We start from the raw sequence: 10746 nt of genomic DNA on the forward strand, positions 1-10746 counted from the left end.
AGGAGCGACGTGTTTGTAGCAATATTTATATCCTCTTTAATAGACTCCGTAGGAGTCCCCTAATATTCACAATTAAGGGACTCCTGCGGAGTCTGTATTTTATTGTTTAAAAGTATCTGTTATAGCTGTTTTCGAACGATACTGCGGGAGAGTTTGTCTGCTTCAATATTGTAATTGAGTTCGCCATCGTTCTTCTGATGGGCTTTAATCTTTATAAATTCAACGGGAGGATCAACAATGAGATCGAGGAATAATTTAACGAGATCTGCATTACGTATATCCGTTCCTTTCTTAGTAGAAAAGGAACGGGCGGAGAGTTTTTCTTTTCTGTCTGCCAGTGTAACAACATACTGGCTGTCTGAAATAATACGTATTGCCGTAACGGCTGTATAATGTTCTTTTACATGCTGGATGGCTTTGATCACAGCTGTGAGTTCCATCCTGTTATGTGTGGTATCTGTTGCTTCACCGGTAAGCACAACTTTCTCTTCATCAATAAAAATAATCGCAGCCCAGCCCCCGTTGAGGTGCTGGGTATGACAACTTCCATCTGTATATATAGTTGCGATCCTGTCCATGGAAGCAATTATGCTACCACGGCCTTACTAACTTTGCGGTATACAAATTCATGGTAGATATGCCTGCGGCAGAATCTTCCCGGAGAATCTGAATTGACGAGCTTAATATAGAGCGCTTTCGGTACTTCGAAATACTCATAACTGCTGCCGTCATGGAAAGTAAGGAGTAAGGTTGTCTTTGTATAAGAGAAGTCCAGGATCATGGACGCAGAGATCGTTTCTGTATACTGAGGTAAGGCAGCCTCAATAGTTTCAGGAGCAATACTTACCAGAAAGTGGTAAGCCTCAATCACTTGTTTGCTTTTTTCTTCAGCTTCCTGCTTTTTAGCATCATCGTCCTGGAATTTGTCAGGATGCCATTCCTTCATTAAATTTCGGTAAATGGTCTTTAATTCCTGTAATTCAGTAGTTTTTGATACTCCAAGCAGCTTCCGGTAATCTATAATTTTCTTCATAAATGTGCAAAGGTAATCGTTTTAACCGCTTTGCAAGCATTTTTAGCTAATCTGACCAAAATATGATCTTTATCAGGGACGTGGTGCTTAGTATTTAGTAGTTTTGACTTATACAAAATATATATATGAATGATTTTATAGCTGCCAGGTCGCAGATGGGGCTTTCGCTGGGCTTTCATATTGTGTTCTCGTGTATTGGAATGGTAATGCCCTTTTTTATGGCAGTGGCGCATTTCTACTGGCTACGCACTAACAACATCGTTTATAAGAATATTACCAAGGCATGGAGTAAGGGGGTGGCTATCTTTTTTGCTACAGGAGCGGTATCCGGTACCGTACTGTCCTTTGAACTGGGGCTGTTATGGCCGGAGTTCATGAAACATGCAGGGCCTATCTTCGGGATGCCCTTTTCGCTGGAAGGAACGGCCTTCTTTATAGAGGCGATCGCCCTGGGCTTTTTCCTGTATGGGTGGGACCGCTTCAATAAATGGTTTCACTGGATAACCGGGGTAGTCGTAGGAATAAGCGGACTGGTATCCGGTATCCTGGTAGTGGCCGCCAATGCATGGATGAACAGTCCTGCAGGATTCGACTTTGTGAATGGGCAATATCTGAATATAGATCCCATCAAAGCCATGTTCAATGATGCCTGGTTCTCACAGGCTTTACATATGTGTATTGCGGCATTTTCTGCCACCGGCTTTGCCGTGGCGGGCATTCATGCCCTGATGATCTTAAAAAAGCAGAACGTTTATTTCCATACGCAGTCATTCAGGATTGCAGCTGTTTTTGCCTGTGTGGCAGCGCTGTTACAACCATTAAGCGGAGATATTTCTGCTAAAGATGTATCCAAACGTCAGCCGGCAAAACTGGCTGCCATGGAGGCCCATTTTCATACAGAGCCTGCCTCTTCACTGGTAATAGGAGGGATTCCTGATGTAGAAGCACAGAAAGTGAACTATGGCCTGCAGATCCCCGGTTTATTAAGCCTCATGGTGCATGGGGATTTTAAAACACCGGTAGATGGGTTAGATAAAATTCCTGTAGAAAATCAGCCACCTGTATCAATTACGCATTATGCTTTCCAGATAATGGTAGGGCTGGGGATGGTCATGTTGCTGATTGCTGTTTGTTATTTCATTGCTATCCTGAAGAAAAAAAGCTGGTTATCACGACAATGGTTACTACGTATGTTCGTCATTGCCACTCCAATGGGATTCATTGCAGTTGAAGCAGGATGGACAGTCACAGAAGTCGGACGGCAACCCTGGATCATCAATGGTATCATGCGTACTGCCGATGCGGTTACGCCAATGCCCGGCATTGTCTATTCTTTTTATATTTTCACTGCTATGTATATCTCCCTGTCGCTGATCGTTACATTCCTGTTATACAGGCAGATCAAAATGGTAGATAAGATTTATGATGTTAAAAACCAGGCCGTATGATTTACGTAGTGATTGTTTATTTATGGGCTGCCATACTGTTGTATATTTTGCTGGGTGGTGCTGATTTTGGGGCGGGGATCATAGAATTATTTACATCTGAGAAAAATAAACAGCATACCCGTACAACCATGTACAAGGCCATTGCCCCTATATGGGAGGCAAATCATATGTGGCTGATCATCGCGATAGTAGTATTGTTTGTAGGCTTTCCGGATATCTACACAACTATCTCCACCCATTTACATATTCCATTGGTGATTATGTTATTCGGTATTATCGCGAGGGGAACAGCATTTACCTTCAGGAATTATGATGCGGTCATTGATAATATGCAGAAGGTATATAACAAGATCTTCGTGTATTCCAGTTTTATCACACCGTTCTTTTTAGGTGTGATAGCTGCCAGTGCTGTATCCGGAAGAATAGACCCGGATGCGCATGACTTTTTATCTGCCTATGTATTCAGCTGGCTGAACTGGTTTTCCGTAGCAGTAGGCTTTTTCACCGTAGCCATCTGTGGATTCCTGGCAGCTATTTTTATTATAGGAGAAACAGAAGATGAACATAACCGCAAACGGTTTATCCGCAAGGCTAAACAGATGAATATAGCAGCAGTGGTATTTGGAGCGATAGTATTTCTGGTGGCACATTCTGAAGGTATACCACTGGATAACTGGTTGTTTGGTAATGCTGTGGGAATTATTGCCATTACAGCGGCGTCTTTATCGCTGGTATTGCTGTGGTATTTACTGCTTAAAAAAGGAAAGGTCATCATTATTCGTGTACTGGCAGGGTTCCAGGTAACGATGATCTTACTGGCAATTACACTCCGGCATTATCCCAATATTGTGATTATGAAAGGAGGAAGATATTTATCACTGATGGAACATGCTGGTCAGGATAAGGCGATCTATTCATTGGGGATGGCCTTGTTGCTGGGTAGTATCCTTATTCTTCCCGCATTGTTTTACCTGTTATATAGTTTCAATAAGAATACCGGTAAATGGCATGAATAAAAGGCCGCCCTGCAATATTGCAGAACGGCCCTATCGATAAAACCAAATCCTGTTAATAGTAAAGATCTACAATACCATTAGGCGTACCGTTGGTGACAACTGTAGCATGCTGACCACAATCGGTCACTGCATTGGCTACACTCCATGAAAGAGATGACTGTGCGCCGCCTACTAACAGTTGAATACCGCTGAACCTTGTTTTGGTGGTATTAGGATAATCAGAACATACTGTTACACCATATACTTCCAGTGACTCGGCTGCCCAGTAGAGTTTCTGGATATTGTTAACCGTGAGTGTGATAGAAGAATACCCGCTAAAAGCAGATGTGTAATTATAGTTACTGCCGGTAGTACCGGTCTGGGTCATGATACCTGTTAAGCTGGTGCCTGCGCTTACACGTACCAGGTTGCTGAACAGTGCGGTACCATTGGAACCATCTACATACCAGTTGGCAATAGCCCAGTAATTACCACCACCAGCTGCTGAAGGGCCCCATTGCAGAACAGGTTGCAGGATGTAGGAAGAGTTTTGCAGACCAGGGAAAAGGAAGATCGTTTGTCCATGTGATGTGGATGGAGCTGGTGGCACTACAAACGTACTGCTGAAAGATGTAATCGGAGTGGAAGAGGTGTTTGTCCAGTAAGTGTAGCTGATCCAGCCGGAAGCCAGTGGTAATACCTTGCGTCCTTCAGGAATGGTGACGTTGGTAGGATAGTCTGGCAGATTACCGGCTTTTTTCTCAATAGCGCCGAAGTCCTGGATTACTTTACCGGCAGCATCTACTTTGCTGAGTCTTTCGCCGTTCACAGTGAGTTGTTCACCGGGCGCTACACGTCCTACTTTGGAAGCCGGGCGCCAGCCGCCAGGTGTAAGTACTAAGTCTTTGCTCTGTGCATCTACAGGGGCGGTTACTGTAGCGGGAGGTGTTATGTCTTTAGTGGCTTTTTGTTGTTCTTTACCGCATGCGGAAAAGATGAATACGCTGACTACCGCCAGGTACATTACATACTTGTTTTTCATGTCTGAAGGGGATTTTAGGTTATTAGAGGGTAATTGAATAGGGTGAACGTACGTTACTCTTAACAGATCTTTAACTAAATTACTACTAACGATTGCAATGGGACGGCATTCTCTTTTTTTAAGGGGTTTTTAAGGTAGGCTCCTTCCACTCTCCTTCCTGTCTCCGTCCACTCTCCGTCCTGTCTCCTTCCTCTCTGAAGCATCAATTGGGCATAAAAAAGCAGGGCTAACTGTTAAGTTAGCCCTGCGAACATTGTATAAAGATAAGCAAGCTTAATCTATACGTTTAACGTTAACGGCGTTCATACCTTTCTTTCCTTCCTGTAACTCAAACTCAACGCGGTCATCAGCCTGGATCTCATGAACGAGACCATTTACGTGTACAAAAGTTTCTTTATTTGATTCATCATGTTTAATGAAACCAAATCCTTTTGTCTCGTTGAAGAACTTTACAGTTCCGATTAATTTTGTACTCATTTAAAATTGTATTATTATAATGTGCAGTGAAGGTAGCTTTAATAAACCCGGCCACCAAATATAATTAGAAATCAATCATTTATTATTTCTGGATTTTCAGATACAAATCAAAATAATCACTCACTTTCTGCATGAGGTGAATCCTGTCATAACCGCGCACATTATGCTCATAACCCGGATAAACGAAATAGTCTACCTGTGCCTTTTTATCTACCGCTGCCTTTAAAAATTTAATTGAATGTTGCCATACAACGGTGCTGTCTATAGTACCATGTATCAATAAAAGCTTCCCTTTCAGGTTTCCGGCTTTAGTGAGTAGATTGGCATTTTCGTACCCTTCAGGGTTCTCCTGAGGGGTATCCATGTAGCGCTCGGTATACATCACTTCATACATTTTCCAGTCCATTACAGGGCCTCCTGCCACGCCACAGGCAAAAACGCCTGGTTTACGCAACATGAATGAGGTAGTCATGAAACCCCCGAAGCTCCATCCATGTATGCCCATGCGGGTACTGTCTACAAAAGAACGGGATTTCAGGAATTCCACGCCTTTTAGCTGGTCATCCATCTCTACAGTACCCAATTGTCTGAAAGTGGCATGTTCAAATTTAACCCCACGGTTGCTGCTGCCTCTTCCATCCATCGTAAATACTATATAACCGTGTTGCGCCATGTATTCGTACCAGAGATTGCCACTGAAAGGAAAACTATTGGAGAGCAGTTGCACACCGGGGCCATTATATAAGTAAACGATCACCGGGTATTGTTTGGTAGAGTCGAATCCGGTAGGATAGATCAATTTGCCATATAAAGGGGTATTATCGTTCGCTTTTAAGGTGATTTGTTCTATTCTGGGCCTTTCATATTCCGCCAGAGGATCAGGCGATTTTAACAGGGTTTCTTTCCATTTTTTGTCGGTGCTGTAGACTTCTATATTACGGGGAGTGGTAGCATTGGACCAGCGGTCGGTGACATAGTTACCACTACTGCTCACTTTCACTGTATGAACGCCCGCACTGTTATCTAATAATGCCAGTTTCCCGTTTTCATAATTTACACTGTACAGGTGTTTCTCCATAGGAGACTCTTTGGCCGCAATGATATACAGTGTCTTTTTAGCAGCATTGAAGCCGGAGATATCATTCACTACCCAGTCGCCTTTTGTTACCTGGTTCAGTAACTTACCACCGGTATTATAGCGGTACAGGTGCATGAACCCATCCCGCTGTGACCACCAGATAAACTGATCATTATTATCCGGCAGGAAGTACAGGGCATGTTGCGGATGTACATACTGAGGGTCCGTTTCTTCAAACAATGTTTTTACAAGTTTGCCTGTTTGCGCGTCGTATTTATTTAACCACAGATGATCCTGTTCACGGTTAAGTATAGCAATAAAGATATACTGTTCATCAGGGCTCCAGGTAACACAGGTGAGGTAATGATCTTTAGGAGTGCCCGTTTCCAGGAATATTGTTTGTCCTGTTTTAGGATTATATACACCCAGTGTTACTTCATGAGAGGTACGGCCGGCAAAAGGATACTTTGTATAATGTACAGTGGCCGGTACCTGGTCCCATTGTATCAGCGGGTAATCTTCTACCATACGCTGGTCCATGCGATAAAAAGCAAGGTAGTTACCTTTGGGAGAGAAGAAGATCCCACGGTCTATACCGAATTCCTGACGATGTACAGACTGTCCGTTTACAATACCACCATCCGTATCATTTGTGATAGCATGTGTTTTACCGCTGGCATCGAGCAGGAAAAGGTTATTATCTTTTGTATAGGCAATTTGTCTTGTCTGTTTATTTACATCTTCATTCTCAGCTCCTTCCGGCAGCTCTCTCCATAGCCTCGTGCCCCATCCCCGTTCTCCTCTGGAGACCATGAAATACTGGGTGCCTTTTGCTAACAGGAATGTTTTATTATCCAGCCAGTCAACCACTGGCATGTTTCTAAAGATATACCTGTTCTGTAATTGCTCATTCAGCTCATTTAACCGCAGGATAGTATCTGTCGTCAATCCCGGGAGATACTGTTTAATCAGTATTTCTCCCTTTACTACACTGGAAAGGGATTCTTCTCCCGGAATCCAGCTAAGTTGTTTGATATCGGCAGGTGCGAGGTTGGTATATATTCCCAGGGTAGCTTCTGCTATGGTGTATTGTTTTTGCTGGGCATATCCTGCAAGAGGTAATGCCAGCAAGATAAAAATGGACTTTATCCGCATAACTGATGTATAAGAGTGTGCTAATCTAAAACAAATTCTATTTCTCAAAAGGGAATGTTTCAATCGCTTTCCATGGCCCTTTTAAATACAGCCAGGTGTTAATACCAGTCGCTTTGATCTCAAAAGGAATAAAATCTTCCTGTAGCTTTTTAAATAATCGTTGTGATTTAAAAGCAGTGGCTTTATTCTGTATCGTAATATGCGGCCATAATACCTGCTGATCTTTGCTGTTCAGCCAGGGCATAAATGTCTCCTGCATTTTTGCATGCAGTTGCAACAGTTCTTCTGATTGTAAACTGTATGCGACACCGTTACCCAGGTAACGTAATTCACATACCTGTAAAGAGATCGTTGTATGATGAGAAAATTCCAGCAGTTGCTCCCTGATGAATGGTTCATCAGAAGGCAGGTGATGGAACAAAGTAATATGTGCGTGCAGGTAATTTACATGAGCAGGGAAATGTGTGGCCCGCAACGCGTTAAAATACTGTTGGTGTTCATCCTCAAGACGGAGTGTAACGATGAGGGGAGGCTCATTTTCTTTTTTTACCATTACCTAACCATAATAAGGCATCTATAATAAATTTATCCTGTATCTCATTAGCAAAGGTAAAGGATAATTCCTTATTGGTATGGTGTTCATAATCGATATCATTATGCCCCATATTCACATACAGCATCCTGTATTTTTTGTTCGTCCAGGCAACAGGGTAGTATCCGCTATGCCATATTTCATGCAGTTTGGGGCCTGTTCCAAGAGGAAAACTGGTAGAATCAATAGAGAGTAATATATCAATATCCGGATTTTTTCTCAGATCATTTGACCACCTGTACCACTCATTGGGAGCAGACTTGAACGTTACAGGCAAATTCTTCACCGCTGGATGTGCAGGGTCTTCAACTCTGAGTATTGCAGATGTAGGTCTCCAGGTATTACTCCCATAAGAGCCGGATCCCAGGAACTCATTATGATACCAATCCCAGTTCTGAGGATAATCTGAAGGCGTGAGTGCGAAGCCAGCGAAGTGGAAACCCATCCAGGCGCCACCATTTTCCATATATTTCTGAAAGGCAACTCTTTGTTCCTCTTTATCCGGCCGGGTATCTAAAAACAGTACTACCTGATATTTAGCAAGAAACGCAGTATTCAGGTTATTCCAGTTATTAGTTGAATCATAGGTGAAGTGGTACTTCTTTGCCATGGCAGGAAACCATTTATTAGCTTCATGTACATAGCTGATATGTGCCTGGTCTTCTTTAGCTGTATAGAAGGCTATTACTTTGAATTGTGCATGAGAGATGCCTGCACAGAAAATAAGGGTTATAAGGAGAAAAAGATGTTTGCCTGTTTTCATGAATGATACCACAATTTGATTTTAAGATAGCTCTTTTTTGCAATCCTTTACTACACTATATTCTGATCATTTTCCTGATATCAGGAAAATGATCAGAATCCAATACTGTAGGGCCTTTGTCTAATTTTAGTGACCAGATATAATTTTTATCCCGGGAAACAATTACACGTTCTTTTAAATTATATGTGACCATCAGAACTGATTATGTATCTTGCAGAATAATCTTCCTTATTTTATTTGACGCATTCAGACAATTCACTTTTTCATCGCGTACTATTAGAGAATGAGATTAATTTGGTACGAGCTGCAGCTGATGGAGATCAGAATGCTTACGGCCAGTTATACACTTATTATTACCCCAATCTACAGGTAGCCATTACTTTTATTACTAAAAACAGAGATGAAACAGATGAGATCCTGCAGGAGACTTTCCTGAAGATCTGGAGAGCCCGTGAGAAGCTCCTGCTGGTAAGATCTTTTGAAGATTATGCCTTTAAAATTGCTAAAAACGGGCTGTTTGATCTATTGAGACGACAAAAAGTACATCTGAAGGCAATGGACGCTATCAGCAAAAGAGAAATGATAACAGAGGGGGGAGATAACCAGCTGGTATATAAAGAATTTCATGATATAGCTACTCGGGCCATCAACGGCTTAGACCCCCAGAAACGGGAAATCTTCCTGTTACGTACCGAAGAAGGCCTCAGTTTTGAAGAAATAGCGGAAAGGTGTGGTATCGCCGTAGTCACCGCTAAAAAACATTTTTACGCCGCATTCCATGCCTTAAAAGAGCTCCTGAAAGAGCATGGTGGCCTCTTTTCCTTCCTTTTTATCCTCTGGACCAGGGGCAAATAATTATTTTTTTCAAATGACCGTATACGAATTGCCAGGCAGTTCGTCTGTAGTATATATTCCCCTGTATGAACGAAGAACAGAAACTGTTATTATTAAATAAATATATGGATGGAACGCTGACCAGCGAAGAAGAACTTGCGTTCTTTGACTGGTATGCAGAAGCCGGTACCAGTGAATTCCATCATTTATTACAACAGGTATCAAAAGGGACCATTTATGAGGCTCCCAGACCGGAGTTCTTACAGGAACTGGACAGAAAGCTGAGACAAGAAGGAAAAGTGAGGAAAATGCGTACCTGGTGGTGGGCAGCGGCAGCTGTATTATTACTGGCCGGCAGCAGTACCTGGCTGGTATTCAAACACCCGGCAAATAAGGAGATAGCAGTAGTAAAGGATATCGCTCCCGGTAAGACAGGCGCCATTCTTACACTCGCAAACGGAGATGTAATTGAACTGGACAGCCTGAAGAATGGGATCATCGCTACCCAGCAGGGTACCAGCCTGAGCCTGCAGAACGGCACCCTGTCTTATAATGCAAAAGACGCCGCTGAGGCAAGTTATAATACCATAAGAACACCTAAAGCAAGACAATTCCAGGTAGTATTACCGGATGGATCTAAAGTATGGATGAATGCGGAGAGCTCATTAAAATACCCTACCGCATTTATAAAAGACAGAACCGTAGAGATAAGCGGAGAAGCATATTTTGAAGTAGCGAAGAATGCGGCATTACCATTTAAAGTGAAGATAGGGGACAATGCCACTATAGAAGTCCTGGGCACACGTTTTAACCTCAATGCATACAGTGACGAACAAAGCATCAATACCACCCTGCTGGAGGGAAGTGTAAAAGTAAACAAGGGGACACAATCAATCATATTAAAGCCTGGACAACAGGCAGCAGTGAACGAAACATTAACAGTGAATAATGATGTAAATACAGATCAGGTCATTGCCTGGAAAACAGGGATTTTCAACTTTGACGGATTGGGTATTGAGGCCGTTATGCGGCAATTGTCCAGATGGTATGACATCGAAGTAATATATGAACAGGGGATACCCTCTACTAAGTTCTATGGGGAAATAGGACGAAACCTGAACCTCTCGCAGGTATTGGAGGGATTAAAATTGTCAGGAGTGCATTTCAGGATCGAGAATGGTAAGCGTTTAGTCGTATTACCATAAAACATTTGCGGAATTGTTTTTTAATGATACGGTGTTACAAAAGGAAACCGCTCTGAGGTGAGATTCAGAGCGGCTCATAGCCTGGTAAAACCGAATAGACAATTATTTTAGGGACAACTGTTTT

Annotated in this window: 11 protein-coding genes; 4 read left to right on the plus strand and 7 right to left on the minus strand. The window is 42.5% G+C overall.

The features are described 5' to 3' along the window. Positions 1–119: 119 nt before the first annotated feature. Together BMW86_RS20650 and BMW86_RS20655 are read right to left on the minus strand one after the other, a co-directional pair. Positions 120–578, minus strand: coding sequence for a ribonuclease H family protein (locus BMW86_RS20650; protein ID WP_089783844.1), 459 nt, complete (start codon positions 576–578; stop codon positions 120–122). 8 nt (positions 579–586) lie between these two features. Then, on the minus strand, positions 587–1033 hold the full coding sequence (locus BMW86_RS20655) for a KTSC domain-containing protein (RefSeq protein ID WP_089783845.1): 447 nt from the start codon (positions 1031–1033) through the stop codon (positions 587–589). 125 nt (positions 1034–1158) lie between these two features. On the opposite strand from BMW86_RS20655, the gene BMW86_RS20660 reads away from it, so the two are divergent. Together BMW86_RS20660 and BMW86_RS20665 are read left to right on the plus strand one after the other, a co-directional pair. After that, positions 1159–2481 (plus strand): cytochrome ubiquinol oxidase subunit I, encoded by a 1323-nt coding sequence (locus BMW86_RS20660; RefSeq protein WP_089783846.1) that lies wholly within the window; start codon positions 1159–1161, stop codon positions 2479–2481. Further along, on the plus strand, positions 2478–3497 hold the full coding sequence (locus tag BMW86_RS20665; RefSeq protein WP_089783847.1) for a cytochrome d ubiquinol oxidase subunit II: 1020 nt from the start codon (positions 2478–2480) through the stop codon (positions 3495–3497). Before BMW86_RS20660 ends, BMW86_RS20665 begins: the two co-directional genes overlap by 4 nt. A gap of 52 nt (positions 3498–3549) precedes the next feature. Here BMW86_RS20665 and BMW86_RS20670 read toward each other — a convergent pair whose 3' ends face one another. The 5 genes from BMW86_RS20670 to BMW86_RS20690 all read right to left on the minus strand — a co-directional run bounded on the left by BMW86_RS20670 (position 3550) and on the right by BMW86_RS20690 (position 8583). After that, positions 3550–4518 carry a hypothetical protein gene (locus BMW86_RS20670; protein ID WP_089783848.1) on the minus strand — a complete coding sequence of 323 codons (969 nt, stop codon included), beginning with the start codon at positions 4516–4518 and terminating at the stop codon, positions 3550–3552. Between the two features lie 273 nt (positions 4519–4791). Then, positions 4792–4995 (minus strand): cold-shock protein, encoded by a 204-nt coding sequence (locus tag BMW86_RS20675; RefSeq protein WP_089783849.1) that lies wholly within the window; start codon positions 4993–4995, stop codon positions 4792–4794. Positions 4996–5077: 82 nt separating this feature from the next. Next, complete coding sequence (locus BMW86_RS20680; RefSeq protein WP_089783850.1) at positions 5078–7228, minus strand: S9 family peptidase; 2151 nt, start codon at positions 7226–7228, stop codon at positions 5078–5080. A gap of 37 nt (positions 7229–7265) precedes the next feature. Further along, positions 7266–7781, minus strand: coding sequence for a 2'-5' RNA ligase family protein (locus BMW86_RS20685; protein ID WP_089783851.1), 516 nt, complete (start codon positions 7779–7781; stop codon positions 7266–7268). Beyond that, positions 7762–8583, minus strand: coding sequence for a ThuA domain-containing protein (locus BMW86_RS20690; RefSeq protein WP_089783852.1), 822 nt, complete (start codon positions 8581–8583; stop codon positions 7762–7764). Before BMW86_RS20690 ends, BMW86_RS20685 begins: the two co-directional genes overlap by 20 nt. Before the next feature lie 294 nt (positions 8584–8877). Between BMW86_RS20690 and BMW86_RS20695 the strand changes: the two genes are divergently transcribed. Together BMW86_RS20695 and BMW86_RS20700 are read left to right on the plus strand one after the other, a co-directional pair. Beyond that, entirely contained in the window at positions 8878–9438 is a 561-nt protein-coding gene (locus tag BMW86_RS20695; RefSeq protein WP_177189336.1) for an RNA polymerase sigma factor, read from the plus strand. Between the two features lie 65 nt (positions 9439–9503). After that, entirely contained in the window at positions 9504–10622 is a 1119-nt protein-coding gene (locus BMW86_RS20700; protein WP_089783854.1) for a FecR family protein, read from the plus strand. Positions 10623–10746: the final 124 nt, after the last annotated feature.

It is taken from the genome of Chitinophaga sp. YR573, from assembly GCF_900110995.1.
Lineage (GTDB): Bacteria > Bacteroidota > Bacteroidia > Chitinophagales > Chitinophagaceae > Chitinophaga.

Excerpts from the sequence above, each read along its gene's own strand:
- BMW86_RS20650 (WP_089783844.1), bottom strand. The coding sequence starts at position 578 with ATGGACAGGATCGCAACTATATATACAGATGGAAGTTGTCATACCCAG.
- BMW86_RS20655 (WP_089783845.1), bottom strand. The coding sequence starts at position 1,033 with ATGAAGAAAATTATAGATTACCGGAAGCTGCTTGGAGTATCAAAAACT.
- BMW86_RS20660 (WP_089783846.1), top strand. The coding sequence starts at position 1,159 with ATGAATGATTTTATAGCTGCCAGGTCGCAGATGGGGCTTTCGCTGGGC.
- BMW86_RS20665 (WP_089783847.1), top strand. The coding sequence starts at position 2,478 with ATGATTTACGTAGTGATTGTTTATTTATGGGCTGCCATACTGTTGTAT.
- BMW86_RS20670 (WP_089783848.1), bottom strand. The coding sequence starts at position 4,518 with ATGAAAAACAAGTATGTAATGTACCTGGCGGTAGTCAGCGTATTCATC.
- BMW86_RS20675 (WP_089783849.1), bottom strand. The coding sequence starts at position 4,995 with ATGAGTACAAAATTAATCGGAACTGTAAAGTTCTTCAACGAGACAAAA.
- BMW86_RS20680 (WP_089783850.1), bottom strand. The coding sequence starts at position 7,228 with ATGCGGATAAAGTCCATTTTTATCTTGCTGGCATTACCTCTTGCAGGA.
- BMW86_RS20685 (WP_089783851.1), bottom strand. The coding sequence starts at position 7,781 with ATGGTAAAAAAAGAAAATGAGCCTCCCCTCATCGTTACACTCCGTCTT.
- BMW86_RS20690 (WP_089783852.1), bottom strand. The coding sequence starts at position 8,583 with ATGAAAACAGGCAAACATCTTTTTCTCCTTATAACCCTTATTTTCTGT.
- BMW86_RS20700 (WP_089783854.1), top strand. The coding sequence starts at position 9,504 with ATGAACGAAGAACAGAAACTGTTATTATTAAATAAATATATGGATGGA.